Here is a 25,245-nt window from a genome sequence, read left to right as displayed (position 1 = left end):
GCCCCATATGATGTTGGAGGGGCTTCGGCAAGCCCCGGCTTCGGCGGTCCCGAAGCGGAAAACAGCGCGATACGGCAACCGGCGTTAGGTTTTGGGTTTTCAAGTGCAAGTAGTCAGCATCAGCAGCCTCAAAGGCGGAGTGGGAAAGACGTCCGTGACCACCGGCCTGGCGTCGGCGGCCCTCGCGGCCGGCATTCCAACCCTCGTGGTGGACCTCGATCCCCATGCGGACGCGACGACGGCACTCGGCGTCCAGCGAGGCGGGCAGTTGGACATTGGCCGCATGCTCAAGAGTCCCAGAAAAGCCAAACTCCCCGAGAACGTCGCCAGCAGCAGCTGGGTCTCCAACGGTTCCAGCGGCGGCAAGCTTGACGTTGCTGTCGGATCGGCTTTCACGGGCATCTATGATCGCCCGGACCTCGGCCGACGGGACCTTCGCAGGCTCTCGGCCGTTCTTGCAGGGACCACCAACTACGAATTGATTCTTGTGGACTGCCCTCCTTCGCTGAACGGGCTCACACGGATGGCATGGAGCGCGAGCGACCGCGTAGTACTCGTGGCCGAACCCGGCCTGTTCTCCGTGGCCGGTACTGAACGAACCATGCGCGCCATCCAGTTGTTCAGGCAGGAGTTTGCTCCGCACCTGGCGCCAGCGGGAATCGTCGCCAACCGGGTTCGTTCCGGATCAGCCGAGCACACCTTCCGGCTGTCCGAGATGGAGTCCATGTTCGGCGAGCTGCTCCTGACTCCGCACATTCCGGAACAGGCGAACTGGCAGCAGATCCAGGGCGCAGCGCATTCGGTACATCATTGGCCAGGCGATTCCGCCAAAAACTCCGCAAAACTTTTCGATGCACTCTTGCAGAGCCTGCTGCAAAGCCAACCCGTTTCGCGGAATCGGCAGCAGCGCTAGCCCTCAACTCAACAGCCATACAACGGAAGAAGCCGCACCCTGTATCCAGGGGCGGCTTCTTCCGTTGCTGAGAGATCCAGTGGGGGCGTTCTTAGCCGATGCGGCGTGCAACGCGCCGCTTGCTCAATTCGTCGTCCGGAAAGGACTGCTCGGCGGCATGCTCGCTCGGAAGCGCGGCAAGGCTTCCCTCGACTTCCCGCCATACACGTCCGACCGCTATGCCAAAGACACCCTGTCCGCCTTGCACGAGGTCAATCACTTCGTCGGCAGAGGTACATTCATAAACGCTGGCGCCATCGCTCATCAGCGTAATCTGCGCAAGGTCTTCAACGCCACGCTCGCGAAGATGCTCAACCGCGGTGCGGATCTGCTGGAGGGAAACGCCGGTATCAAGCAGGCGCTTGACCACCTTGAGCACCAGGATGTCGCGGAATCCATAGAGACGTTGCGAGCCCGAACCCGCAGCACCACGGACGGCCGGCTCGACCAAGCCCGTGCGTGCCCAATAGTCCAGCTGACGGTACGTGATACCTGCAGCCTTGCAGGCAGTCGGCCCGCGGTAGCCCGCGTCCTCGTCCAGCACTGGAAGGTCCTCTGTGAAGAGCAAACCTTGGGCGCCGGATGCGGGCGCAGCAATGCCGGTCGAGGCCTGCTTCAGCTCGCCTGCTTCGCCTTTCGGACTCACGTGACCTCCTTGTTCTCAGTTCCCTTGGGGACGGTGCGTACCACTGATCACAACGCCGAAATTCAGCCGTGTAATTCCCACAAGCCGCACCTTCCAGTGTGACTTGCGCGGGCAGTGTATGCAACGGGAACTTGATACCTTCGACGTTAGGCCCGGGAGGGCCCTAGGTCAAAGACCCCGGACGCAAAATCCGGTCGTGTCGAAAGTTTCACCCTCAACTTTAGGCTTAGGGTGATTCAGCCTTCGAAATCCTCAGGTTCGACGTCGTCCAGGAACTCGCGGAAACGCCGCATTTCGCGTTCTTCGTCCACGCTGGGATCCGGCTCTGAATCTTCGCCTTCATCATGCTCAGTGATCCGGACACCGGCTTCCTCCATCACTGCATCCGCGCACCAAATGCGGCACTTGGCCCGCAACGCAAGCGCCAACGCATCAGAAGCGCGCGAACTGACAACCGTGCCATCGTCGAATTGCAGCTGCCCATAGAAGATGTTGTCCTCAACCGCCACGATGTTAACGCTGATGATCGAATGCCCCAGGGCCTCCACGACGTCAATCAGGAGATCGTGGGTCATGGGTCGCGGTGGGACAACACCTTGCTGGGCCAGGGCGATGGCGCTGGCTTCGGGTGTTCCAATCCAGATGGGTACATGCCGCTCCCCCTTGATTTCGCGAAGGAGGACCAAGGGTTGGTTGGACGGCAGTTCGATCCGGACGCCGACAATTTCAACTTCGATCATCAGGTGTCCATCCGGGAGATACGGTCGTGGACGAGCGCCCTGTGCAGCGTAAGGCACAGTTCGCTGATTTCACGCGCCGCCTCGGCAGCCCGTGCTTGGGAGGCTGCGTCGCGCCTGGACGTCAGGGGCGCAACCGCTCTTTCCACCAGTCCGAACTCACGCTCGGCTGCGGCCTGGAACGGCCGGAGATGGCGGGGTTCCAAGCCGTGACCCTCCAACTGAACGCAAGCACGCGCAACCTGGAGGGCGTGCTCATCGAACTTGCCGCCAACGTGGCTGATAAGCCCGAAGCTCAGGAGCGACTCCAGCAAGGGCACACTGGCACCCGATTCGGCCCGGAGCTGCTCCTCGCTGAGGGCGCGCGCCCGGCCTTGGATTTCCGCAGCCATCTCCGCGGAAACCACCCGGGGAGACACCGTGACGCCCGGAGGCAGGTTCTCAGGCCGCTCCCCGCGGTCAATCGCGTCCAGGTAATCCTTAATCACTTTCAGTGGTAAGTATTGGTCCCGCTGAAGGGCAAGAACAAAACGGAGGCGCTCAACGTCGCTGTCCGTGTACTGCCTGTACCCGGCAGGGGTCCGCTTGGGGTTAATGAGGCCCTTTTCCTCAAGAAAGCGGATTTTGGACGCGGTCATGCCAGGAAAGTCGTCGCTCAATTGAGCCAGGACTTCCCCGATGTTCAGGACCTGCGGTCCGCGACGTTCCGGCTGGGCCATTGCCACAGGCAGGTACCCCGGGGTCAGACTTGGCCCGCCGGGCGGCCAGGGCTCAAGTAGTAAGTCAGCCGGAACTTGCCGATCTGGACCTCATTGCCGCTCTTCAACTGCACCCGATCCACGCGGTCGTGGTTCACGTAGGTTCCGTTGAGGCTGCCCATATCCACGAGTTCGAAGCCCGTTGGGGTCCTGTGGAATTCCACATGCTTACGGGACACCGTGACGTCATCCAGGAAGATGTCCGCGTCGGGGTGCCTGCCCGCAGTAGTGGTATCGGCGTCCAGAAGGAAGCGGGCTCCTGCGTTTGGTCCGCTGTGTGCGATGAGCAAGGCAGAGTCCGGCGGAAGGGCTTCAACGGACGCGCGCTCTTCCGGTGCAAGCCTGGGTGCAACCCTGGGCTCGTCCCACGTTGGCGTAATGCTGATCGAGGTGGTCTCCGACGTGGGTTGCTCTTCCGCGCCCTTTCCGACATTGGCTTGATTCTGTTCTCCGCCAACCATGGAATTTCCTCCTCATCCGCCGGCAGTTCCAAACCCCGCCAGCCACTTCCGCCTCCCGGTACCGCCGGGCAAATCGGTTGCTGGCCCGCCTTCCCGCGTCCTTGGCTAAAAGAACGCAGCCGGGCGGGCCAGATAACTTTAGCCTACCTGCTGTTCGTACTCCGATGCACTGAGCAGGGAATCCACTGCATCCGCTTCTGCCAGCTTTACTTCAAAAAGCCAACCGTCGCCGTAAGGATCAGAGTTGATCAGTGCCGGATCCTGGTCCAAAGAGTCATTCCGGTTAATGACTTCACCACTAACGGGAGCATAGATATCACTGACGCTCTTGGTGGATTCAACCTCGCCAACAACTTCATTCCCGGTGATCTTGGTTCCGGGTTCCGGCATCTGGGCGTAGACAACGTCACCCAGGGCGTCCTGTGCGAAGTCGGTGATACCAATCCGCACCACGCCATCGGCGTCAGGAGCGGAAACCCACTCGTGCTCTGCAGTGTAGGAAAGATCGGCTGGAATATTGCTCATGGGTCGCCTTTCATCGGGACATTTACGGATCTCGACGGCGGCCCGGGCATCCGGCCACCGCTGAAAGTATAGGCACAATTCCCCTGTGCCTGATGAGGTCTCTGCCATGATTGACCCATGACTGAACAAGCACAAGTACCGGCTCGGAAAAAACGCAATTGGGGCGTCAAAATTATTCTGATCCTGGTGGCATTGCTTGTCGCTGTGGCAGCCTACTTTATCCTTGGGGCCATCCTGCCGCGTTGGTGGTCCGACGTCGTGGCGGGGCAGATCCGACGGGACCTCGGCGCGAGCGTGCTGGTGGGCATGTTCTACGGCTTCGTCTTTACGTTCATTCCCCTCGCGGTGGCATGGCAGGCAACCCATAAGGCTGTCTCTTGGCCTTGGAAGATCGCCATCGTGCTGGCGGCCGTCGCCATTGCCACGCCCAACCTGCTTACGGCAGGCATTGTGTTCGGTTCCACCGAGTCCGCGCACGCCGGCCAGCGCACTTTGAGCGTGGATGCCGGATTCTTCACCACCTGGACCGCGATCTCGGCCGTAGCGGCTGCAGTGGTTTTTGTGGTGGTTACAGTTCTTTGGGCCCTGTGGCGCAGGCGGGGCAAGCAGATGAAGGTGTTGAAGCAGGCAGAGAGCGAACGAACCAGGGCTGCTAAGAGAGCAGAGCAGGCAGCCCGCGAAAGTACGCCCAAGCCCTAAGCGACCCCTGGGACGCTGAAGAGCCCGCCTGGAACGGTTGAACCGTTCCACGCGGGCTCTCACTTTCCCGGTCGGACGTCAGGAGACGTCAGGAGACGGCCGCCCCTTGGGGTTCGCGTTCGACGTCGGGCCTGGCCGTTGCTGCCGAATCTTCCTTGCGCTTGGCTGCTGCAGCGGCAGCCAGCATGACCAGCAACGCGGCCAAAGTAATCGCGGCCCCTGCCCAGATGGGCGAGGTGTAGCCCAAGCCGGCCGAAATGGTAACCCCTCCGAGCCAGGCGCCCAGAGCATTACCCAGATTGAAGGCGCCAATGTTGGCACCGGATGCCAGCGTGGGCGCGGAGGATGCATAGTGCATCACGCGCATCTGCAGACCCGGGACAGTAGCGAAACCGAAGCCGCCCATCAGTGCCAGTGAGAACAAAGTTGCGATGCTGCTGGCCGCGGTCAGGGCAAAGAAGCCCAGGACCAGCACCAAGCCGGCGAGGATCTTGACGAGCGATCCGTCCAGGTTTTTGTCGGCCGCCTTCCCGCCCAGGAAGTTGCCGACGAACAGTCCGCCGCCGAACAGCACCAGCAACCATGGGACGGCGCCCGGTTCAAACCCGGAGATTTCGGTAAGCGTGAAGGCAATGTACGTGAAAGCACCGAACATGCCACCAAAACCCAAAATCGTCACCAGGATGGAAAGCCAAACCTGGCCGGATGTGAACGCACCCAGTTCGCTGCGGAGACCCTTGGCCGGCTGCGTACTCCCCTTCGGGACCATCAACGCGATGCCAAGCAGTGCCATCACGCCGATACCGGTGATGGCCCAGAACGTTGAACGCCAGCCCAGGTTCTGGCCGAGGAGAGTACCGAAAGGAACACCAAGGACGTTGGCAGCTGTAAGCCCAGTGAACATGATGGCAATGGCACCGGCCTTTTTGTGCGCAGGGACCAGGCTGGCTGCCACCACCGAGCCGATTCCGAAGAACGCACCATGGCACAACGCCGCAATGATCCGGCCCACAAGCATGGCCATGTACGAGTCCGCGATTGCGGAGAGGAAGTTGCCGGCGATGAACAGAACAAGCAATCCGACAAGGACCGGCTTTCGCGGAAGCCTGGTAACGGCGGCGGTAACCAGGAGGGCGCCGACCGTGACGCTAAGTGCATAGCCGGAAATGAACCAGCCTGCCGAGGCTTCGCTCACCTGGAAATCTGCCGCTACTTCCGGCAAAAGGCCCATGATGACGAATTCGGTTAGTCCGATGCCAAATCCGCCAAGGGCAAGGGCTATCAACCCTGCGGGCATGTGGAACTCCTTAAGTGGGTGGCTCCTGAAAGCAAAGTGGATGTGCGCCTTCGGGAACCCGTAGAATAATAGTTGCAGACGCTGTATATATAGTTGCACACGCTAGATAATTGCGCAAGCAACTACTTTCGGCGACTGCGCTGATACGCAAACCAAGGCAGGAGCACAACAGGCATGGGCATCAAGGATGACGCCGTAGAAGTACGGGCACAGGGTTGGCGCACCCTCGCCGCCCTGCACGGAAGCATCGAGGCGGAACTCGAAAAAGCACTCCAGGCTTCCACCGAGCTGTCGGTAGTGGAATACACGGTTCTTGACGCCCTGAGCCGCCAGGACGGATGGCACATGCGGATGCAGCAGCTTGCCCGCGCCACGGCCCTTTCCAGCAGCGCCACGACGCGCCTGGTTAACCGCCTCGAGGACCGGGGGCTGCTGACGCGGATCCTCTGCGCCGATGACCGCCGCGGGATCTACACCGAACTCACGGTGGCGGGCCAAAAGCTGCTTGAGGCAGCAAAGCCCGTGCACGATGAGACCCTGGCGTCGGCGTTGGAGGCCGCTGAGCAGGTTCCGGAACTCGAACCTCTGGTACGCGCGCTCGGAGCGCTGCAGAAGGCCTAGGCAGGCACAAAGTCCGTCCTTGTTCGCTGAACGCCCCCTACAACGTCGAGTTCAGCGAACAAGGCCTTGCCTTGCTGCCTACAGCCCTGACTTGCCTTGCTGCCTACACCCTGAACCGAGGCCACCAACTCGTTAACGACCAAAGGCCGGAACCCCGCGTTTCCGCGTGGTTCCGGCCTTTATGGTCGGGCTGACAGGATTTGAACCTGCGACCCCTTGACCCCCAGTCAAGTGCGCTACCAAGCTGCGCTACAGCCCGCTGGTTCCACCGTTCTCCGCCCAGGTTTTCCTCCGAAGAGTCCCACCTAAGCAGTCCGGCCGAACCACCTCCAAAAGCTTACACGAAGTTGGAGGGTGCCAACGCCATCACAGCCAAACTCGGCTGTGATGCCCGTCTCATTTAGCGTTTCTTGCCGCGCTTCTCGCGGACGCGCATGTTGACCTCGATGGGCGTGCCTTCGAAGCCGAACGTTTCGCGCAAGCGACGCGTGATGAAACGGCGGTATCCGGGATCCAGGAAGCCGGTGGTGAACAGCACGAATTTCGGCGGGCGGCTGGAGGCCTGGGTGCCGAAGAGGATACGCGGTTGCTTGCCACCGCGAACCGGGTGGGGGTGGGCAGCAACCAGTTCACCCAGGAAGGCATTCAGGCGGCCAGTGGGGATACGGCGGTCCCAGCTTTCCAATGCGGTATCCAAGGCAGGAACCAGGCGGTCCTTATGCCAACCCGTCTTCGCAGAAATGTTGACCCGCGGAGCCCACTCAACGTGGGCCAGGTCCTGCTCGATTTCACGCTCAAGGTAGCGGCGGCGTTCGTCGTCCAGCAGGTCCCACTTGTTGAACGCGAGTACCAAGGCCCGGCCGGATTCAATGGCCAACTGCAGGATACGGACGTCCTGTTCGCTGAGGACCTCGTCCACGGCGAGGAGCACGACGGCGACCTCCGCCTTTTCGAGCGCAGCCTGCGTACGCAGTGACGCGTAGAAATCGGCGCCCTGCGCCATGTGCTGGCGGCGGCGGATACCTGCGGTGTCCACGAAGCGCCAGGTCCGGCCGCCAAGTTCAATGAACTCGTCCACGGGGTCACGCGTAGTGCCCGCCAGTGGATCCACGACCACGCGCTCAGAGCCGGCCAGCTTGTTCAGCAGCGAGGACTTTCCGACGTTCGGACGGCCGATCAGGGCGATGCGGCGCGGTCCACCGGAACGCTCCACGCCCTCCACCAGGGAGAACTCGGGCAGGGTGTCCATGACGTGGTCCAGGAGGTCCGCTACGCCGCGGCCGTGAAGGGCGGACACAGGGTAGGGCTGGCCGAAACCGAGGCCCCACAATGCTGCGGAGTCAGCTTCCTGTGCAAAGTCATCCACCTTGTTGGCCACCATGATGACCGGCTTCTTGCTCTTGCGCAGCATCTTCATGACGCCTTCATCCGTGGCGGTCGCGCCTACGGCGGAGTCCACGACGAAGAGGACAGCGTCGGCAAGCTCAACAGCCATCTCGGCCTGCTCGGCAACACGGGCGTGGATGCCCTTGGCGTCGTGCTCCCATCCGCCAGTGTCTACCAACGTGAAGTTGCGGCCATTCCAACGCGCGGAGTACATCACGCGGTCGCGGGTAACACCCGGGGTGTCCTCGACAACAGCTTCGCGGCGCCCCAGGATGCGGTTGACCAAGGTGGACTTGCCCACGTTCGGACGGCCAATGATGGCAAGCACGGGATCCAGCTTGAGGGGACCTTCATCGCCTTCGTCGTCGTAGTCGCCGCTAAGCAGCGCGGCGTCGTCTTCGTCGAGGTCGTAATCATCCAGTCCCGCCCGGAGGGTGGCTGCACGGAGTTCGGCCTCTTCATCGTCCAGGGCAGCCAGGTTTTCAGCCACCTGGTCGGTGCCGGTGGGCGTGTATTCGTCGTCGCCGGCTCCGTGGAGGCCGGATTTTTGAGTCGTATCGCTCATTGCACGTTCCTTAATGGTGGTCTGCCGGCGTCCCGGCTACTTCTGTTTGGCGGTGCTGCGGTGCGGATGGTCCGGACGGAGGTTCCTGGGGAAGGCCCTGCCCTGTAGTCCTGACTGCATCCTGGACGTGTCCTGCCAGTGCATCGCGGATTGCCGCAGCCGCCCTGTCCATTGAAACACGCCCCGGTTCGCCCTTCCGGCGCTGCACCGTGAGGGGTTCGCCGAAGCTGACATACAGCCTGCGGCGGGGTTTGGGAATATGGTCGCGGTGCTCATCGCCCTTACGGGTTCCGAGGATCGCGACTGGTATGACGGTGGCCCCGGAGTTGATGGCCAGCCAGGCGACACCATTGCTGATGCTGTCAGCGGAGCCGCTCCCCCGGGTACCTTCGGGCAGGATCCCAACGCAACGGCCGGCGTCGAGCAGTTGTTTGCCCACGTGCAGTGCGCTGCGGTCACCGCTTCGGTCCACGGGAATCTGCCCTGATCCCCTGAGGACGCGCCCCAGGAATCCACGGAACATCTCTTTCTTGACCAGGATGTGCATGGGGCGCGGCGAGGCGCCGAACATCACAGGACCGTCCAGGAAGCTGATGTGGTTGCCTGCAAAAATCACCGGACCAGCAGCGGGTATGTTGCTCTTGCCCGCCACGACCGTGCGGTAGATGACATGATCCAGGACCCAGCCAACGGGACGGCTCCAGATGCGTGTCCACTTGGCTGGGAGGCGGACCGCAGGAGGCTGGTTAGTCGCCATAGATGACCTTGCTAACGATCGCCAGGGCTGTTTCCACTGTTTCCTCAAAGTCCAGCTCCGAGGAATCGAGGGTCACGACGCCGTCAGCCGCTTGGGTAAAGTTCACCACCGTGGAGTCCTTGGCATCACGCTGCGTCACCTGCGCGGCAAGCTGTTCCTTGCTTTGCGTCCCACCCAACTGAATTCCACGACGCCGGAGCCTGGCCTCTTCGCTTGCGGTCAGGAGCATGCGGACCTCGGCATTGGGGGCAACCACCGTGGTGATGTCGCGTCCCTCCACCACCATCCGGTGATGGTGCTGGTCGATGAGCTGGCGCTGGCGGCGGATCAACTCCGTGCGCGCGCCCAGCGTAGTAGCCACGGCGCTCACGGAAGACGAAATCAAGGGATCGCGGATTTCATCGGTAATGTCCGTGCCGTCCACTGCCACGTACTCGGTGGCCGTGCTGGTGCTGATTTCCAAGGGCATGACCTTGGAAGCCTGCTCCACCGCAGCGCCGTCCTGGAGGTCGAGGCCTGTTTTGAGGCAGTACCACGTGAGTGCGCGGTACATCGCACCTGTATCCAGGTACGCCAGCTTCAAGCGCCGGGCTACTTCCTTGCTGACGCTGGACTTACCCGATCCCGAGGGGCCGTCAATCGCGATCACGAGCGGCTTGCCGGGGCGGGCAACTGTCTCCGGCCCAAAGAATTCACGCGTCATTACTGGAGTACCCGCCATCCACGGTCGGTCAAGGCTTCTACAAGGAGGTCGTGCTTGCTCGGCAGGACTGAAAGCTCCACCATGCCAACGTTCTGACCCGATGAATGATCGAGCCGGAGGTCTTCGACATTCACGCCGATCTCGCCAATTTCGGTCAGAAGCTGCGCGATCTGGCCCGGCCTGTCATCCACCAGGATAGTCAGCCAGGAATACGCCTGCGGAGGTCCGCCGTGCTTGCCCGGTATCCGGGCCTGTCCGGCGTTGCCTTCACTGATGAGCTGGGCGAGATCCAACCGCGCTCCGGGCGCAGCCGGCGCTTCCAAAGTCCCTATCAAGCGATTCAGGTCCTCACGAACGCCGTGCAGGATGGAAACAACCTTTTCCGCGTTGCCACCCAGTATCTGCACCCACAGGGTGGGATCACTGGCAGCGATGCGGGTGGTGTCCCGCAACCCGTTACCGGCCAAAGACAGCGCATGCAGGGGTGTTCCTTGCAAGCGGCTCGCCAGCAGCGAAGACATGATCTGCGGCAGATGCGAGACCAAGGCCACCGCTTCATCGTGCTCGTCGGCAGTGAACTGGGAGACAATTGCCCCCAGGTCCCCCGCCAGCGCACGTGCCGTTTGCAGTGCGTCGGTGTCGGTTTCCTCCGTTGGGCAAACCACCCATGGCATGGACGTGAAAAGTTCGCCCCTGGCGGCGACCGGCCCCGACTTTTCGCGGCCGGCCATCGGATGGGTCCCCACGTACCTCGCCAGGTCCACGCCGCGCTCCCGCAATTGGGATTGGATAGTGGCCTTAACGCTGGCAATATCAACGACGACGGCGGACGGGTAGTCCGCCAGGGCCTTCTCCACGACGTCGGCCGTCACGTCCGGCGGTGCAGCGACCACAACCAGCTGAGGCTGCCCGTCAAGCTCAGCCAAGGGCCGCCCAGCACCAATGTCTACAGCGACCGCCTGGTTGGTCGGCGACGGATCGAAAAGGAAAACCGGAACGCCGCGTCCGCGCAGGCCAAGGCCAATGCTGGCTCCAAGCAGGCCTGTACCAAGAACCACGACCGGGCCATCAAGATGGCCGCGGCCGTGCGTGCGGAATGCCGACATGCCCTAGAGCCCCACAGATGCCAGGAGGTGACCGACTTCCTGCCTGCCGAGGTTGCGGATGCTGCCCTGGCGCTGGTCTCCCAAGCCAATGGGACCGATCTTGACACGGACAAGACGCTCTACCGGGAAACCCACAGCATCGAACATGCGGCGCACAATACGGTTCTTGCCGGAGTGCAGGACAACCTCGATCAGGACGTGCCCGGGCGTGGAGTCAACCAGGCGGAACGAATCCACGGTTGCCAGGCCGTCTTCAAGCTCGACGCCGGACTTCAGCTGCGCGCCGACGCCCTGCGGGAACGGACCACGAACCTGAACCAGGTACGTCTTGGGCACCTCATAGGAAGGATGTGTCAAACGGTTGGCGAGTTCGCCGTCGTTGGTCAACAACAGCAGGCCTTCCGTGGCGACGTCCAAGCGCCCGACGTGGAAGAGCCGCTCACCCTTGGCGTTCTTCAGGAAGTCGCTGATGCATGGCCGGCCCTCGGGGTCTTCCATGGTGGAGACAACGCCCTTGGGCTTGTTGAAGACCATGTAGACGAGGGTTTCGTCGAGCTGGATGCGGATACCGTCAACGTGGATCACGGCGGTTTTGGGGTCGACCCGCATGCCGAGCTCTGTGGTGACCTGGCCATCAACCTCGACGCGGCCTTCGAGAATCATTTCCTCGCATACGCGGCGGGAGGCCACGCCGGCCTGCGCCATGACCTTCTGCAGGCGCACGCCGTCGACATCATGGAGGTCCGACTGCGGGACTTCCTGGCGCGGACCGCGGTTGCGGGCAGGCTTGCGGATGGGGCCCAGGTTCTGGCCGAAGCGTTCGCTGCCAAAGGCCTTGGAGCCGTACTGCCTTGCGGGCTTGGCCTTGGGCTTCAACGCACCGGGTGTTCCGGGAGCCTTGCCGTAACCGGGCTTGTTGGAGCCGGGCTTGCGGAAGGGCTTTGCAGGCCTGGCGGCCTGGCCGCGATCGTAATCGCCCGCCGTCGTGGGGTTATCGGGATCGAAGGGGGCCGCTTCCCGTGGCTTTGAAGCCTTGAACGGGCGGCCTTCGCCCTGGTTGAAGTTGCGCTTTCCAGCGCCGGCACTTCCGCCGCGGCCGGAGAAGCCGCCGGCGTTGGAGCGGCCCGTGCCGCCCCTTGCCTCATTGCGTCCAGAACTGTTGCGTCCCGAACTGTTACGTGGTGAACCCTGGCGTCCCGCCTGTGTCATGACCCGTCCTTGTGTAGTAATGGCCGGCATTCAGTGCTGCAATCAACACTAGCCAGCCGGGCAGACATCGTCTGCCCCTTGTTGCCGTGGCACCGTCCATGCGGTGCCGTGAATCAGTATGTAGTTCTCGTGCAGTGCCGGCTTACATCCGGCTGGCGTCGTAGTACTCGTCGATCCCTTCCAAACCCGGAAGGTGCGGCGAGAGCTGGGGCAATTCCGACACCGAGCCGATGCCCATCCGTTCCAGGAAGTAGGAGGTTGTCCTGTACAGCACAGCCCCGGATTCGGGATCGTTCCCGGAGTCTTCGATCAGACCACGCTGGGTTAGAGTCCGGACCACAGAATCGACGTTGACGCCTCGAATTGCGGACACCCGGGCCCTGGAGACCGGCTGCCGGTAGGCAATGACCGCCAGAGTCTCAAGCGCTGCCTGAGTGAGCCTGGTGGTCTGCCCTTCGAGGACAAACCTGCCCACAATGTCCGCAAAATCAGACCGTGAATAGATCCGCCACCCACCGGCGACATTCCGCAATTCAAAACCCCGGGGGGCAGCGCTGGCAACGGCAAAGCCGACAGCATCCACGTCCGGGGCTTTAACAGTATAGCCGCTATACTCCCGCTGCAGGTCCTGCAGCAAATCCTCGACGACGGCGACCGTTACGTTCAATCCCGCGGCCAACTCCTCCGAGGTGGCTGGCTCGTCGATGACCATGAGCACAGCTTCCAACGCTGCCCGTGCCCCGCCAGGCAAAGTTTCAAGCTCGGCAAGGCCGGCTTCGGCCATGTCCTGCTCAGTCACTGGCTGTCCCTTCGCTCGATTCCTCGTACTCTTCGCTCAGGTTCGAACTGTCCCATTCGGCCACGTCCCCGGTCCACCTAACCGTCAGCTCCGCCAACGGACCTGCCTGTTCGAAGGCCACAACCTTGTCCCGGAACATCTCCAGCAAGGCCAGGAAACGGGCCACGACCACCAGGGTTGTCCCGGCGTCCGCTATCAATGTGCGGAAAGAGAGCGGGGCTCCGAGTTGCAGGCGGTATCCGATGATCTCGGCTTGCTCCTTGACGCTCACCGGCGGTGCGTGAAGGTGATCCAATCCCACCTCAGAGGGCACGGAGTCTTTCGGTTTGAGCGCCTTGGCGGCAAGCTCCGCAAATTGTTCGGGGGTGTGCCGCCACACGAGTTCCGGCAGCAGCGCCGCGAAATGGCCTTCCAACGCCACCTGGCGAGGGTATCTGCGGCCTTCCTGTTCCAGCGTCTCACTGATGAGACCTGCGACGTGCTTGAACGCCTTGTACTGCAGCAAGCGGGCGAACAGCAGATCCCGGGCTTCCAGGAGGGCGATATCTTCCTCGTCCTCTACTTCGCCGGCGGGAAGGAGCCGGGCAGCTTTGAGATCCAGGAGCGTCGCGGCAATCACCAGGAATTCGCTGGCCTCGTCCAGCGCCCAATCCTCCCCCAGTTCCTGGAGGCGGCGGATGTACTTGATGAACTCATCGGTGACGGTGGCCAGCGCCACCTCCGTTATGTCCAGCTTGTGCTTGGAAATCAGGCCCAACAGGAGATCGAACGGCCCCGTAAAGTTGGCGAGCCGAACCTCAAAGCCCGGCTTGCGGGCTTCGGAGGGGCCCGCGTCGGAGGTATCGGCGTCGGGCGTTTCTTCCGGAATGACCACCGCGGAGGGCGGGGCGAGTGACCGTCCCACGCCGTTGGCTACGGTGCGCCGCCGCGCGAGATAAGTTCCTTTGCGAGGCGGCGGTAGGCGTCTGCACCGATGTGGTTGCCGGCATAGCTGGTAATAGGTTCAGCGGCCACGGTTGCGTCCGCGAATTTGATGGAACGCTTGATGACGGTCTCGAAAACCTTGTCCCCGAAGGCCTCCACGAGGCGCGAGATAACTTCGCGGCTGTGCAGGGTGCGGGCGTCGTACATGGTGGCGAGGACACCGTCCACCTGCAACCGCGGATTCAAACGGTCCTGCACTTTCTCGATGGTTTCCACGAGGAGTGCTACGGCGCGAAGTGCGAAGAACTCGCAGATCAACGGAATGATGACGCCGTGGGCGGCGGTCAGCGCGTTGACCGTCAGCAGGCCGAGCGATGGCTGGCAGTCGATCAGCACGACGTCGTAGTCATCTTCAACGCTCTTGAGCGCGCGGTCCAGGACTTGCTCGCGGGCGACTTCATTGACCAGTTGAACTTCAGCCGCGGAGAGATCAATGTTTGCGGGCAGAAGGTCCACGCCTTCCACTCCGGTCTGCTGGATGGCATCCCGGATGTCCACTTTGCGGTCCATGAGGACGTTGTAGACAGTGAGGTCGAGCTCATGCGGATTGGCGCCGAGCCCGGCAGAAAGGGCACCTTGTGGGTCAAAGTCCACCAGGAGCACGCGCCGGCCGTATTCCGCGAGCGCCGCCGCAAGGTTGATGGTGGACGTGGTTTTGCCCACGCCGCCCTTTTGGTTAACCATGGCAATGACCCTTGCAGGGCCGTGGGAGGCAAGCGGAGCCGGTTCCGGAAAATCGCGGTGAGGACGGCCCGTAGGCCCCATGATGGCGTCTTCCAGATCGAGCTCGGTGTCTCCCAGCGTAGCTGTTCCCCGTTCGCTGCTCACGTATCTAACCACTCTTTCGACGACGATCTTCCCTGCCGCTGTTCCCCTGGGTACAGCGCTGCTACCCACCTAGGCTACAGCCCCCGACACGGCATTTCGGGGAACTTGACTTTCGCCGATCTTTGAGCCTTTACCCTCTAGTTGAGGTCGAAGGTTAGGAAGTTGGGCCATGATTCGTTGGCATCCGCGCGAACGGCAGAGGACCGACACCCCTGTACGGGGGCCGGTCCTCGTTGCTTCGTATCCCGCGAAGCTGATCCTGCTAGATGGTTGCCTTGTCGCGGGCTTCAGTTTCCGGAGCCGTCTCAGCCTCTGCGCCATGGGCGATCATTGTCGTCTCGTCGAACGGTTCGCTGCCGGAGAGAACGCGCTCCACCTGGCCGTTGTCGATTTCCTTGACCCAGGTGCCGATCAAAACGGTGGCAACGGCGTTGCCGGTGAAGTTCGTCAGTGCACGGGCTTCTGACATGAAGCGGTCGATGCCAACGATCATGCCGACGCCGCCCAGGAGCTCGGGCTTGTGTGCCTGCAGGCCGGCGGCAAGGGTTGCAAGGCCGGCTCCGGTGACGCCGGCGGCGCCCTTGGAAGCGATGATCATGAACACCAGCAGCGAGATCTGGGCACCCAGGTCCAGCGGCGTCCCCATGGCGTTGGCCACGAACAAGGAGGCCATGGTGAGGTAGATGGCCGTGCCGTCAAGGTTGAAGGAGTAGCCGGTGGGTACCGTCACGCCGACAACCGGCTTGGAGACACCCAGGTGTTCCATCTTGGCGATGAGGCGGGGCAGGGCCGCCTCGGAGGAGGACGTGGAGAAGATGAGGAGGTATTCCCGGGCCAGGTACTTCATCAGCTTGAAGATGTTGACGCCGGCCACAGCACGAAGCAGGGAGCCAAGGATGACCACGATGAACACAGCGCAGGTGATGTAGAAGGCCAGCATCAGTGTGAACATGCTGAGGATTGCCTGGGCGCCAGTGGCACCCACGACGGCGGCGATCGCACCGAAAGCGCCCACCGGAGCCAGCCACATGATCATGATGAGGATCCGGAAGACAAGGCGCTGTCCGTGGCCGATTGCAGTGAGGATCGGAGTGCCCTGCTTACCCATCTTCTGGAGTGCGAAGCCCACCAGGATTGCTGCAAGAAGGGTGGGCAGGACGGGAATGTCGCCAGGGATGATGCCCAGCAGGAAGTCCACCGTGCTGTCCGTGGCCGCCTTCTTGTTGGGATCGTACGGAGTCAGCTTCAGGCCCTCACCCGGGTGGATGAGGTTGCCGACGACGAGGCCGATAGCCAATGCGAAGGTCGACATGGCCACGAAGTACCCAAGTGCGAGCCCGCCGACCTTTCCGACGGTGGCAGCTTTGGCGATGGAGCCGATGCCAAGGACGATGGTGCAGAAGATGACCGGAGCGATCATCATCTTGATGAGCTTGATGAAGCCGTCCCCGAGCGGCTTCAGGGATTTTCCAACCTCAGGGAACAGCAGGCCGACCACGGCACCAAGCACTACGGCCAGGATGACCGCGATGTACAGGTAATGCGACTTGTCGAGCCCCCTGCGTCCACCGGTGGCGGCTACTGCCGACTCTCCTCGTTGAGAGGTCATGGGATTCTCCTTCTGGATACTGTGTAAGGCGCTGCGGTCCTGCACTTGTGTCCAATCCGCTGCCCTTGTGTGATATCCATCATTCAGCTGCGGGTGACACACATCACCCTTGCGGTCATATTGGTCATGGGAGGCCTATTTGTTTCATCGCTGGAGCATCGCCCGCCGCTTGTTTGTGGCAAACCTGCTGTTCGTGCTGGTGCTGACAGCTGTCTTCGGCGCGTTCTCGGTGCTGGAGGCCCGGGACAGGGCATACGAGGATGCGGGCAGCCGGATGCTTGCGATCGCAACGTCCATTGCCAACAACCCCTTGGTGTTGCAGGCGGCGGCAACCTCTGATCCGTCGGCCATACTGCAGCCCTATGCGCTGGAGGTCATGAAGGACGCGGACGCGGATTTCATCACCATCATGGCTCCCGACAGGACCCGATGGACCCATCCCCGTCCCGAAGAGCTGGGCAAGCCCTATATCGGCACGATCGAACCTGCCCTGCGGGGTGAGACTTTCACCGAAGTCACTGCTGGTACGTTGGGGCCCTCGGTCCGGACCATCGCGCCGGTGAAGGACTCCGGTGGAACCGTCAAAGCCTTGGTGGCGGCAGGCATCACCGTAAGGACCGTGGATACCGATGTGGCCGAAAGGCTGGGAGTGATTGGCGGCATCGCGCTGGTGGTGTTGTTCTTTGGCTCCATAGCTTCGTGGCTGCTCGGACGTTACCTGCGGTCCGTGACGCGCGGATGGGGTCCGGAACAGCTCGCGCAGCTCTTCGCCTACTACGAATCAGTCCTTCACTCCGTTCGTGAAGGCGTGATCCTGATCGATACCCGGGGAAAAGCAGTGATGTACAACGATCAGGCCGCGGAGTTGCTGGGACTGGAACCTTCCGAGGCCGATCGCTCCCCCGATGACGCTCCCAAGCTGTCCGACCTCCCCTTTGACGGGAGCCTGCGAGCGCTTTTCGAATCCGGCAGGCCAGCCCACGACGAAATCCATTTGACTGGTTCACGGATCCTGGTGGTAAACCAAGCTCCGGCCGTGGGCCCGGTTCCTGCCCGCAGCCGGCAAAAGCCGTCGGTCTACGGCACCGTGGCCACTATTCGCGACCGCACTGAGATTGAGTCCTTGGGAACCGAGCTGGAAACCATGAAGACTCTCTCGGATGCATTGCGGGCCCAGACCCATGAACATGCCAATCGCCTGCATATGATCGTTTCCCTTCTTGAGTTGGGCCGCACGCCCCAGGCACTCGAGTTCGCCACCAAGGACCTGGAGCTCAGCCAGCAGCTCACGGACGACATGCTTGCTTCGGTGGATGAACCGGTGATGAGTGCTTTGGTGATGGGCAAGGCCGCCGAGGCCCATGAGCGCGGGGTCGAACTGGTGGTTCGGACATCAGGGAGTTCGGGTGTCCGGGGTCTGGAAATCCAGGACCTCGTGACGATCCTGGGAAACCTCCTGGACAATGCCATTGATGCTGCGGCGTCCGGTGGGATGCCCCGAAAGGTGGAACTGGACGTCGAAGCCAGTGCGGCCGGTGTTGGATTTACCGTTAGGGATTCCGGGGCCGGTATCGATCCCGGTTCGATCGATGACGTGTTGCAGTACGGGTACAGCACCAAGTCCGCCCAGGAGGGTCCACGGGGAGCCCATGGCCGGGGTGTCGGCCTTGCCCTGGTCCGGCAGGCGGTCCAGCGGCTGAACGGTACTATGACGATCAGCAATCCAGGCGGCGCCCAGTTCCATGTGGTGCTGCCCGCGCCCATTCCCGAGGAAGAGAAGGCATGACAGACATCCGCGTCCTGGTGGTCGAGGACGAGCCCATCGCCTCGGACGCCCACTCCATTTACGTGGGCAGGCTCCAAGGGTTCACGCTGGTGGGAACGGCTCCGGATGGTCAGTCAGCACTGCGCATCCTTGGCGAGTTCGCTGGCTCCGGCTCGCCCGTGGACCTGGTTCTCCTTGATATGAACCTGCCGGACCTCCATGGGCTGGATGTTGCCCGGCGCATGCGCTCCGCGGGAGTCTTCGCCGACATTATTGCCATCACAGCCGTCCGTGAACTGAACATCGTGCGCAGCGCCGTTTCCATCGGCGTCGTGCAGTATTTGATCAAGCCCTTCACCTACGCAACCTTTGCCGACAAGCTGAACAGCTACCGCACTTTCCGTGATCAACTGGCGGGCTCAGAGTCCGGCATCTCCAAGGCCGGAGCTTCCCAGAGCGATGTTGACCAGGCCTTCGCGAGTCTTCGGGCCCCAACGGAACTACCGCTGCCGAAGGGTTTGTCCGGTTCCACCCTGGAGTCGGTCAAGGATTTCGTCCGCGCCCGGAAACAAGCCGTGTCCGCCAGTGAAGTCATGGATGCCTTGGGAATGTCGCGGGTCACGGCCCGCCGGTACCTGGAGTACCTGGCCGACGCCGGGACGGTCACCAGGGCGCCGCGATACGGAACACCAGGCCGTCCGGAGAACGAGTACGGCTGGAACCGGGGCTAGCCTCCTGCCGAAGGAACAGCTCCCGCAGTAAGCTGGAGCCGAACCCGTGGAGAGCCCATGTCCCAGCAGCTGCAGCAACTTTCCGAGGCCCGCGAAGCCTTTGCCCGTGGGGAATGGGACGTGGCGCGCCGAAGCCTGGAACGTGCAGCCGTGGACGCTCCTCTCAGCTCCGCGGACCTTGAGATCCTGTCCCGTTCCGCCTGGTGGCTGGGAGACGTTCAACGCTCCATGTCCCTCGCAGAGGAGATCTTCCATCGCTTGGATGACGACCACCAGAGGCAGGCGGCGGCCCGGACGGCACTGACGCTGTCCATGCAGTGGGGCATCCGCGGCAACCTCGCCGTTTCTTCGGCGTGGCTTAATCGGGCGCGCCGGCTGCTGGAGAACATGCCCGAGGTACCCGAACACGGCTACCTGCTCTACCTTGAGGCCAATGACGCAATGAACCTTGAAGGCGATCCGGTTCCGGCCCTCGCCGCCTCAGTTTCACTCAAGGAGATGACCCGGAGGCACGAATCACCCGAACTGGCCAGCTTTGCGTACATGTTGTCCGGCCTGGCGGCGGTTCGGACAGGACAGTCCGCACGAGGATTCCAGGACCTGGATGAGGCCATGCTGCCCGTAATGGCGGGGCAGGTTCCGGCAGAGTGGGGCGGAGACATTTACTGCTCCATCATCCACCTCTGCTACGAGATGGCTGATTTCGCCCGGATGCGCGCTTGGACTGACGCGCTGGCCACATGGTGCGCCGGACTATCCCGGTCCTTCATGTACAGCGGGATATCGCGCGTTCACGAACTTCAATTGCTCGGCACTGAGGGCAATTGGGGACAGGTTGAAGCTGAGATGCCCCACGAAGCCGAGCGCCTTAGGAATGCCCACGGCTGGATCGCCGCGGACGGCTACTGTGAGCTGGGTGAGATCCGTCGGCGCCGGGGCGATGTTGCCGGGGCTGGGTCCGCGTTTGAGTTGGCCCGAGGGCTTGGCGTGGATGCGCAACCAGGACGTGCCCTGCTACTTGCCGATGCGGGAAAGACAGAGTCCGCCATAGAGGCGCTTCAGGCTGCCTTGGCGGACCGCGGAACCCTGGGGAGGGCCAGCCTTCTCTTGCCCCTGGTGGAACTGCTGGCTGCCCGGGATCCCGGTGCGGCGGCCACCCATTGCATGGAACTTGAACAGACCGCCGCTTTTTACAGGACCCCCGGCTTCCTGGCCTGGGCCCACCATGCGCGTGGCGCCGTGCTGATGGCGGAGCAGAGTTGGACTGAGGCGATCAATGAGCTTGAATCCGCAGCACAGGCCTACCGCTCCCAACACATGCGCTACGAACTGGCACGGATCCACGAACGCCTGGCAACTGTCCGGGCTGCCCTGGGTGAAAGCGGACGTGCTGAGGCCGAGCGTGCCACTGCGGCCGCCATCCGGAACCAGCTCGGCGCCAAGAACATTTCCTGGACGCGTCCCGCCCAGGAGCCTGGCGGCTTAACCTCCCGGGAAGTGGAAGTACTGGGATGCGTCCTGGCTGGTTCCAGTAACCGTCAAATTGCCAGGTCGTTGACTATCTCAGAGAAAACAGCCGGACGTCATTTGGCGAACATCTTTACCAAGATCGGGGTCACTTCCCGGACGGCCGCCGCTGCTTGGGCCCACCAGCACGGCATCCCGGAGCGGCCCGGATCGTAGTTGCCGATCCAGGGGCCCTGCATGGTTCGCCCCACGACTACAGAAAAAAATGCAGAAAATGCCCGAAGAGGCTCGTTGGGGTCTGAATTTACCGTGGGATATGGGCAACAGGCCGGAGCCACCGGTCCCCGAAGACCAAGGAAAAGCCATGGAAAGCACCCAGTCCGGAAAGTATGAAACGGCGACGATGCCCGGAAAATCACTTGAAGAAGCGGTGCAGGAAGCGACCGGCAGGCTGATTGACATCCTGAACAGCTCATCCATCGGACTGCTCATTGCCGTGGGCCATCAAACCGGCTTGTTTGAGACGCTTGCCTCGCTGCCTCCTGCGACGAGCCAACTTGTGGCGGATGCCGCTGGAGCACAAGAGCGTTACGTCCGCGAATGGTTGGGAGGGATGACGACCGCAGGAATCGTGGACTTCGAACCCGGCGATTCAACCTACTGCCTTCGTCCTGAATTTGTTCCTGTTCTGTGCGGGACCGGAAAGGAAAACCTGGCGCGCACCCTGCAGTATCTCCCGCTGATGGGCGAGGTGTCCCCCAAGATTGTCACGGCGTTCCGGGAGGGCGGTGGAACAAATTACAGTGATTACCCGCAGTTCCACCACATCATGGCTTCCGAAAGTGCCGCAGTGAATGACGCCTCGCTTTTGGACTCGATTCTCCCCTTGACCGGCTGCGAAAAAGCCTTGCAGGCAGGAATCGCCGTGGCCGATATCGGCTGCGGCGAAGGCCATGCTGTAAACCTGCTGGCCAGCACTTATCCCCACAGCACTTTCACGGGATATGACTTCGCTGACGCGGCGCTAACTGTGGCGCGGGCCGAAGCGGCAGCGTTGAAACTTTCCAACGTCCGGTTCGTGTCCAGGGACGTAACGACGCTTGAGGAAGAAGGCCGCTACCATCTTGTGACTGCCTTCGACGCCATCCACGACCAAGCGCATCCTGCCCAGGTCCTGAAGAATATCCACAAGGCGCTCAAACCCGGTGGAACGTTCCTTATGGTGGATATCAACGCCTCCAGCAACCTGGAAAAGAACGCTGACCTTCCGTGGGCCTCCTTCCTCTACACCATCTCCACGTTTCATTGCGTGGCCGTCTCCCTGGGACAGGGCGGGGAGGGTTTGGGAACCGTCTGGGGCAAGGAATTGGCAGCGGCCATGATCCGCGAAGCCGGCTTCACCAGCGTGGAAGTCAAAGAGCTCGAGGAAGATCCGTTCAACGCGTACTACGTGGCCACATGCTAGGCATGTATACATAGGCGCGCGATTTTGAGCTGTTTCCTGTACAACACAGGCTTTATGTATACACTGGAGTCATGCGCGCCAGTGATCGGGCCTACGCGGCTCTTCGTGAAGACATCATTGAATGGCGCCTGCGGCCGGGCACGGTTCTCGCGGAAGTAGAACAGTCCGAGCGGCTGGGTGTCTCCCGCACGCCTGTCCGGGAGGCGCTGGGCCGGCTCACCGCTGAGGGATTGACGACGGCGGCAGGCGGGCGCGGCGTCGTCGTCACCGATATTTCGCTGGACAGCATCGACGAACTGTTCGAGCTTCGCGAAACGCTGGAGGTCCGGGCCGCAGCCCTGGCCGCAGAGCGCGGAGAGCCGGGCGTTTTTGCCGAGCTGCAGGCGCAGCTGCTCCGGGCGCCGGAGCTGCTCAGCGAGGAGGATCCTGCACGGCACGAGTATTACGCGTTGGTTGGCCGGCTGGACGAGGCGATCGATGCCGCAATCTCCAACTCCTACCTGGCCCAGGCCATGCGCAGCCTCCGGGTCCATTTGGTCCGGGTTCGCCGCCTGGCGGCCGATGACGCCGCCCGGCTCCAGGCCGCTGCGGCCGAGCATGCCGCCATTGCTGAAGCGATCGCCGCCGGGAATCCACGGCTGGCCGAAGCCGCCACCACACTTCATTTGCACCGAAGCCTTACCCACGTCAAGGCCGCTCATGTGGCCCGCTAAGACCCTCATTAGAAGGAGCACCATGGTCAAGAACAACCACGTCCGCGTCTACAAGTCCGAAGAGAATCTCCCCCGTGAGGAGCAGTTGGCGCACAAGATCGCCGTGGTCGCTGCCGACCCCGTCGACGTAACCCCCGAGGTCACGGATATGGTGATCAACCGGATCATCGACAACGCCTCCGTAGCGATCGCCTCGTTGAACCGTGCACCGATCGTCGCGGCCCGCGCCCAGGCACTGACCCACGGGCCGTCCGCGAACGGCAAGGGCGGGCACGTTTTCGGCATCACCGAGCGGGTTTCCCCTGAATGGGCTGCGTGGGCGAACGGGGTGGCCGTGCGTGAACTGGACTACCACGACACGTTCCTGGCCGCGGACTACTCGCACCCGGGCGATAACATCCCGCCGATCCTGGCCGTCGCGCAGCACGTGGGCGCCAGCGGTGCTGACCTGGTGCGCGGTATTGCCACCGGCTACGAGATCCAGGTGAACCTGGTCAAGGCGATCTGCCTGCACAAGCACAAGATCGACCACGTGGCCCACCTTGGCCCGTCGGCTGCAGCGGGCATCGGCACGCTCCTGGGATTGGATGTTGAGACGATCTTCCAGTCCGTGGGCCAGGCGCTTCACACCACCACGGCCACCCGCCAGTCCCGCAAGGGCGAAATCTCCACCTGGAAGGCCCACGCCCCGGCGTTCGCGGGCAAGATGGCCGTGGAAGCCGTGGACCGTTCCATGCGCGGCCAGACCTCCCCCGTGCCGATCTACGAAGGCGAAGACGGGGTGATCGCGTGGATGCTGGACGGCCCGGACGCCTCCTACGAAGTCCCGCTGCCGCTGCCCGGTGAAGCCAAACGCGCCATCCTGGACACCTACACCAAGGAACACTCGGCCGAGTACCAGGCCCAGGCGTGGATCGACCTCGCCCGCAAACTCCACAAGGAGCACCCGGAAACCACGGACCCGGCCAACGTGAAATCCGTGTTGATCAAGACCAGCCACCACACGCACTACGTGATCGGTTCCGGCGCGAACGACCCCCAGAAGTACTCCCCCACCGCATCGCGGGAAACCCTGGACCACTCCATCCCGTACATCTTCACCGTCGCCCTGCAGGACGGCGCCTGGCACCACGTGGATTCCTACGCCCCCGAACGCGCAGCCCGCCCGGACACCGTGGAACTCTGGCAGAAGGTCACTACCGTGGAGGACCCGGAGTGGACCCGCCGCTACCACTCCCTGGACATCGCAGAGAAGGCCTTCGGCGGTTCCGTGGAAATCACCCTGAACGACGGCACCGTGATCACGGATGAGATCGCCGTGGCCGACGCGCACCCGCTCGGTGCCCGACCGTTCGCCCGCGAGCAATACATCAACAAGTTCCGCACCCTCGCTGCAGGTTTGGTGGAGGACGCCGAGATCGAACGGTTCCTCGCCGCCGTCGAACGCGTCACCGAACTCGGCCCCGGGGAACTGGACCAGCTCAACATCACCGCGGCCCCCGGCGTGATCAACCTCGACGCAGCTCCGAAGGGACTGTTCTAAATGCTGTACTCCACCACCACCCCCGAACAGAAGCGGGTCAAGCTGCGGGAGCTCCTCGCTTCAGGGACCGTGCAGCAGTTCCCCGGCGCGTTCAACCCGCTCTCGGCCCGGCTGATCGAAGAGAAGGGCTTCGCCGGGGTCTACATCTCCGGAGCGGTCCTGGCCAATGATCTCGGCCTGCCCGACATCGGCCTGACCACGCTCACCGAGGTGGCCACCCGCGCCGGGCAGATCGCCCGCATGACGGACCTGCCCTCCCTCGTGGACGCGGACACCGGCTTCGGTGAACCCATGAACGTGGCCCGCACCATCCAGGAACTCGAAAACGCCGGCCTGGCCGGCTGCCACATCGAAGACCAATTCAACCCCAAACGCTGCGGCCACCTGGACGGCAAAAACGTCGTGGACATCGACACCGCCACCAAACGCATCCGCGCCGCCGCCGACGCACGCCGCGACCCCAACTTCCTCATCATGGCCCGCACCGACATCCGCGCCGTCGAAGGAATCCAAGCCGCACAAGACCGTGCCCGCGCTTTGGTCGACGCCGGCGCCGACGCGATCTTCCCCGAAGCCATGGCTGATCTGACCGAGTTCCAGGCCATCCGCGACGCCGTGGACGTGCCCATCCTGGCCAACATGACGGAATTCGGAAAGTCCGACCTCTTCACCGTGGACCAACTCCAAGACGTCGGGGTAAACATGGTCATCTACCCCGTCACGCTCCTCCGCATTGCCATGGGCGCTGCAGAGCGTACGCTGGAATCGATCAAGGCTGCGGGGACCCAAGAGGCACAGGTGGAAAACATGCTCACGCGTGCGCGCCTCTACGAACTCGTGGATTACGAGGCATATAACCAGTTCGATACCGGCGTTTTTAACTTCCAGGTTCCTGGCATCCGCTAGGTCCGGGAATCAT

At 62.5% G+C, this 25,245-nt stretch carries 25 protein-coding genes and 1 tRNA gene; 10 read left to right on the top strand and 16 right to left on the bottom strand.

Translation table 11 applies throughout. The annotated features are described in order from the left end of the window. Positions 1-103 precede the first annotated feature (103 nt). Positions 104-913, top strand: a complete 810-nt coding sequence (locus LDN82_RS08585) for a ParA family protein (RefSeq protein WP_224167044.1) — start codon at positions 104-106, stop codon at positions 911-913. A 91-nt stretch (positions 914-1,004) separates the two neighbouring features. Here the strand turns inward: LDN82_RS08585 and LDN82_RS08580 are convergent, their stop codons facing one another. The 5 genes from LDN82_RS08580 to gcvH form a co-directional block, all read right to left on the bottom strand. Further along, positions 1,005-1,598, bottom strand: a complete 594-nt coding sequence (locus LDN82_RS08580) for a MerR family transcriptional regulator (RefSeq protein WP_275965381.1) — start codon at positions 1,596-1,598, stop codon at positions 1,005-1,007. Positions 1,599-1,834: 236 nt separating this feature from the next. Further along, positions 1,835-2,338, bottom strand: coding sequence for a bifunctional nuclease family protein (locus LDN82_RS08575; protein WP_224089514.1), 504 nt, complete (start codon positions 2,336-2,338; stop codon positions 1,835-1,837). After that, positions 2,338-3,054, bottom strand: a complete 717-nt coding sequence (locus tag LDN82_RS08570) for a MerR family transcriptional regulator (protein ID WP_224089512.1) — start codon at positions 3,052-3,054, stop codon at positions 2,338-2,340. Before LDN82_RS08570 ends, LDN82_RS08575 begins: the two co-directional genes overlap by 1 nt. 23 nt (positions 3,055-3,077) lie before the next feature. Continuing rightward, positions 3,078-3,554, bottom strand: coding sequence for an FHA domain-containing protein (locus LDN82_RS08565; RefSeq protein WP_224089510.1), 477 nt, complete (start codon positions 3,552-3,554; stop codon positions 3,078-3,080). Between the two features lie 138 nt (positions 3,555-3,692). Beyond that, the gene (gene gcvH, locus LDN82_RS08560) at positions 3,693-4,079 is read right to left on the bottom strand and encodes a glycine cleavage system protein GcvH (protein ID WP_216922914.1); all 387 of its coding nucleotides are present in this window, start codon (positions 4,077-4,079) and stop codon (positions 3,693-3,695) included. A 117-nt stretch (positions 4,080-4,196) separates the two neighbouring features. Here gcvH and LDN82_RS08555 point away from each other — a divergent pair, with 117 nt between their 5' ends. Further along, positions 4,197-4,778: a hypothetical protein gene (locus LDN82_RS08555; RefSeq protein ID WP_224089508.1), complete on the top strand. Its 582-nt coding sequence runs from the start codon at positions 4,197-4,199 to the stop codon at positions 4,776-4,778. Between the two features lie 88 nt (positions 4,779-4,866). On the opposite strand, the gene LDN82_RS08550 is transcribed toward LDN82_RS08555, so the two are convergent. Then, positions 4,867-6,075 (bottom strand): MFS transporter, encoded by a 1,209-nt coding sequence (locus tag LDN82_RS08550; RefSeq protein ID WP_224089506.1) that lies wholly within the window; start codon positions 6,073-6,075, stop codon positions 4,867-4,869. A 174-nt stretch (positions 6,076-6,249) separates the two neighbouring features. Here LDN82_RS08550 and LDN82_RS08545 point away from each other — a divergent pair, with 174 nt between their 5' ends. Next, positions 6,250-6,696 carry a MarR family transcriptional regulator gene (locus LDN82_RS08545; protein WP_216922909.1) on the top strand — a complete coding sequence of 149 codons (447 nt, stop codon included), beginning with the start codon at positions 6,250-6,252 and terminating at the stop codon, positions 6,694-6,696. A 182-nt stretch (positions 6,697-6,878) separates the two neighbouring features. Here the strand turns inward: LDN82_RS08545 and LDN82_RS08540 are convergent. The 10 genes from LDN82_RS08540 to LDN82_RS08495 form a co-directional block, all read right to left on the bottom strand. Next, a tRNA-Pro gene (locus tag LDN82_RS08540) sits at positions 6,879-6,955 on the bottom strand. Between the two features lie 141 nt (positions 6,956-7,096). Then, entirely contained in the window at positions 7,097-8,647 is a 1,551-nt protein-coding gene (der, locus tag LDN82_RS08535; protein ID WP_216922908.1) for a ribosome biogenesis GTPase Der, read from the bottom strand. A gap of 10 nt (positions 8,648-8,657) precedes the next feature. Beyond that, positions 8,658-9,404, bottom strand: coding sequence for a lysophospholipid acyltransferase family protein (locus LDN82_RS08530; protein WP_224089505.1), 747 nt, complete (start codon positions 9,402-9,404; stop codon positions 8,658-8,660). Then, the gene (cmk, locus tag LDN82_RS08525) at positions 9,394-10,107 is read right to left on the bottom strand and encodes a (d)CMP kinase (protein WP_224089503.1); all 714 of its coding nucleotides are present in this window, start codon (positions 10,105-10,107) and stop codon (positions 9,394-9,396) included. Before cmk ends, LDN82_RS08530 begins: the two co-directional genes overlap by 11 nt. After that, positions 10,107-11,213 (bottom strand): prephenate dehydrogenase, encoded by a 1,107-nt coding sequence (locus tag LDN82_RS08520; RefSeq protein WP_224089501.1) that lies wholly within the window; start codon positions 11,211-11,213, stop codon positions 10,107-10,109. The genes cmk and LDN82_RS08520 overlap by 1 nt, the downstream gene beginning before the upstream one ends. Positions 11,214-11,216: 3 nt before the next feature. Then, positions 11,217-12,422, bottom strand: coding sequence for a pseudouridine synthase (locus LDN82_RS08515; protein ID WP_224089499.1), 1,206 nt, complete (start codon positions 12,420-12,422; stop codon positions 11,217-11,219). Between the two features lie 142 nt (positions 12,423-12,564). Beyond that, positions 12,565-13,206 (bottom strand): SMC-Scp complex subunit ScpB, encoded by a 642-nt coding sequence (locus LDN82_RS08510; RefSeq protein WP_224167503.1) that lies wholly within the window; start codon positions 13,204-13,206, stop codon positions 12,565-12,567. A 7-nt stretch (positions 13,207-13,213) separates the two neighbouring features. Next, positions 13,214-14,089, bottom strand: coding sequence for a ScpA family protein (locus LDN82_RS08505; RefSeq protein WP_224090947.1), 876 nt, complete (start codon positions 14,087-14,089; stop codon positions 13,214-13,216). Between the two features lie 44 nt (positions 14,090-14,133). Further along, positions 14,134-15,033, bottom strand: a complete 900-nt coding sequence (locus LDN82_RS08500; RefSeq protein ID WP_224089498.1) for an AAA family ATPase — start codon at positions 15,031-15,033, stop codon at positions 14,134-14,136. Positions 15,034-15,295: 262 nt separating this feature from the next. Beyond that, positions 15,296-16,642 carry a cation:dicarboxylase symporter family transporter gene (locus tag LDN82_RS08495; protein WP_224167043.1) on the bottom strand — a complete coding sequence of 449 codons (1,347 nt, stop codon included), beginning with the start codon at positions 16,640-16,642 and terminating at the stop codon, positions 15,296-15,298. Between the two features lie 139 nt (positions 16,643-16,781). Here LDN82_RS08495 and LDN82_RS08490 point away from each other — a divergent pair, with 139 nt between their 5' ends. From LDN82_RS08490 to prpB, 7 genes are all read left to right on the top strand, one after another. Then, positions 16,782-18,428: a sensor histidine kinase gene (locus LDN82_RS08490; RefSeq protein ID WP_224167042.1), complete on the top strand. Its 1,647-nt coding sequence runs from the start codon at positions 16,782-16,784 to the stop codon at positions 18,426-18,428. Beyond that, positions 18,425-19,138, top strand: a complete 714-nt coding sequence (locus LDN82_RS08485; RefSeq protein ID WP_224167041.1) for a response regulator — start codon at positions 18,425-18,427, stop codon at positions 19,136-19,138. Before LDN82_RS08490 ends, LDN82_RS08485 begins: the two co-directional genes overlap by 4 nt. A gap of 57 nt (positions 19,139-19,195) precedes the next feature. Continuing rightward, positions 19,196-20,821, top strand: coding sequence for a helix-turn-helix transcriptional regulator (locus LDN82_RS08480; protein ID WP_224167040.1), 1,626 nt, complete (start codon positions 19,196-19,198; stop codon positions 20,819-20,821). 148 nt (positions 20,822-20,969) lie between these two features. After that, entirely contained in the window at positions 20,970-22,070 is a 1,101-nt protein-coding gene (locus LDN82_RS08475; protein WP_224167039.1) for a class I SAM-dependent methyltransferase, read from the top strand. Between the two features lie 71 nt (positions 22,071-22,141). Beyond that, positions 22,142-22,783 (top strand): GntR family transcriptional regulator, encoded by a 642-nt coding sequence (locus tag LDN82_RS08470; RefSeq protein WP_224089489.1) that lies wholly within the window; start codon positions 22,142-22,144, stop codon positions 22,781-22,783. A gap of 22 nt (positions 22,784-22,805) precedes the next feature. Next, complete coding sequence (locus LDN82_RS08465) at positions 22,806-24,326, top strand: MmgE/PrpD family protein (RefSeq protein ID WP_224167038.1); 1,521 nt, start codon at positions 22,806-22,808, stop codon at positions 24,324-24,326. After that, on the top strand, positions 24,327-25,232 hold the full coding sequence (gene prpB, locus LDN82_RS08460; RefSeq protein ID WP_224167037.1) for a methylisocitrate lyase: 906 nt from the start codon (positions 24,327-24,329) through the stop codon (positions 25,230-25,232). Positions 25,233-25,245 lie beyond the last annotated feature (13 nt).

Origin of the sequence: Arthrobacter sp. StoSoilA2 (genome assembly GCF_019977195.1) — a bacterium.
Lineage (GTDB): Bacteria > Actinomycetota > Actinomycetes > Actinomycetales > Micrococcaceae > Arthrobacter.
This window is presented reverse-complemented; position numbering and strand designations above follow the sequence as displayed.

Coding starts and splice junctions, on each gene's coding strand:
- LDN82_RS08575 (WP_224089514.1), bottom strand. CDS start 2,338: ATGATCGAAGTTGAAATTGTCGGCGTCCGGATCGAACTGCCGTCCAAC.
- LDN82_RS08570 (WP_224089512.1), bottom strand. CDS start 3,054: ATGGCCCAGCCGGAACGTCGCGGACCGCAGGTCCTGAACATCGGGGAA.
- LDN82_RS08565 (WP_224089510.1), bottom strand. CDS start 3,554: ATGGTTGGCGGAGAACAGAATCAAGCCAATGTCGGAAAGGGCGCGGAA.
- gcvH (WP_216922914.1), bottom strand. CDS start 4,079: ATGAGCAATATTCCAGCCGATCTTTCCTACACTGCAGAGCACGAGTGG.
- LDN82_RS08555 (WP_224089508.1), top strand. CDS start 4,197: ATGACTGAACAAGCACAAGTACCGGCTCGGAAAAAACGCAATTGGGGC.
- LDN82_RS08550 (WP_224089506.1), bottom strand. CDS start 6,075: ATGCCCGCAGGGTTGATAGCCCTTGCCCTTGGCGGATTTGGCATCGGA.
- LDN82_RS08545 (WP_216922909.1), top strand. CDS start 6,250: ATGGGCATCAAGGATGACGCCGTAGAAGTACGGGCACAGGGTTGGCGC.
- der (WP_216922908.1), bottom strand. CDS start 8,647: ATGAGCGATACGACTCAAAAATCCGGCCTCCACGGAGCCGGCGACGAC.
- LDN82_RS08530 (WP_224089505.1), bottom strand. CDS start 9,404: ATGGCGACTAACCAGCCTCCTGCGGTCCGCCTCCCAGCCAAGTGGACA.
- cmk (WP_224089503.1), bottom strand. CDS start 10,107: ATGACGCGTGAATTCTTTGGGCCGGAGACAGTTGCCCGCCCCGGCAAG.
- LDN82_RS08520 (WP_224089501.1), bottom strand. CDS start 11,213: ATGTCGGCATTCCGCACGCACGGCCGCGGCCATCTTGATGGCCCGGTC.
- LDN82_RS08515 (WP_224089499.1), bottom strand. CDS start 12,422: ATGACACAGGCGGGACGCCAGGGTTCACCACGTAACAGTTCGGGACGC.
- LDN82_RS08510 (WP_224167503.1), bottom strand. CDS start 13,206: ATGGCCGAAGCCGGCCTTGCCGAGCTTGAAACTTTGCCTGGCGGGGCA.
- LDN82_RS08495 (WP_224167043.1), bottom strand. CDS start 16,642: ATGACCTCTCAACGAGGAGAGTCGGCAGTAGCCGCCACCGGTGGACGC.
- LDN82_RS08485 (WP_224167041.1), top strand. CDS start 18,425: ATGACAGACATCCGCGTCCTGGTGGTCGAGGACGAGCCCATCGCCTCG.
- LDN82_RS08480 (WP_224167040.1), top strand. CDS start 19,196: ATGTCCCAGCAGCTGCAGCAACTTTCCGAGGCCCGCGAAGCCTTTGCC.
- LDN82_RS08475 (WP_224167039.1), top strand. CDS start 20,970: ATGGAAAGCACCCAGTCCGGAAAGTATGAAACGGCGACGATGCCCGGA.
- LDN82_RS08470 (WP_224089489.1), top strand. CDS start 22,142: ATGCGCGCCAGTGATCGGGCCTACGCGGCTCTTCGTGAAGACATCATT.
- LDN82_RS08465 (WP_224167038.1), top strand. CDS start 22,806: ATGGTCAAGAACAACCACGTCCGCGTCTACAAGTCCGAAGAGAATCTC.
- prpB (WP_224167037.1), top strand. CDS start 24,327: ATGCTGTACTCCACCACCACCCCCGAACAGAAGCGGGTCAAGCTGCGG.